A 230-nucleotide genomic window follows, 5' to 3' on the forward strand; every position below is an offset into this window, starting at 1 on the left:
GCTTGCGTTCGTACCACATTCTAATGAACTTGATTAATAATGCGCCCCAAATGATAGAATTGCATTGTTCCAATGCATGTATCATATACTGACCATTGAGAAACTGTTCTTGAAAACTTCCCTCTATTTTCTTCCATTTAAAATCAGGATTCAAAGGTCTTAGCTGTTTATAAAGATAAGGGTCTGCAAACAGGATTTCAATTAAACGGTATAAGCAGGCATAAAAAGCG

At 35.7% G+C, this 230-nt stretch carries 1 protein-coding gene; it reads right to left on the reverse strand.

Annotated elements, in window-relative coordinates; all coding sequences use genetic code 11:
• The coding region (locus tag RMT89_RS45735; protein WP_315889650.1) for a hypothetical protein at positions 1–230 on the reverse strand (230 nt) is incomplete at both ends.

The sequence above is a fragment of the Streptomyces sp. P17 genome (assembly GCF_032436805.1).
Lineage (GTDB): Bacteria > Actinomycetota > Actinomycetes > Streptomycetales > Streptomycetaceae > Streptomyces.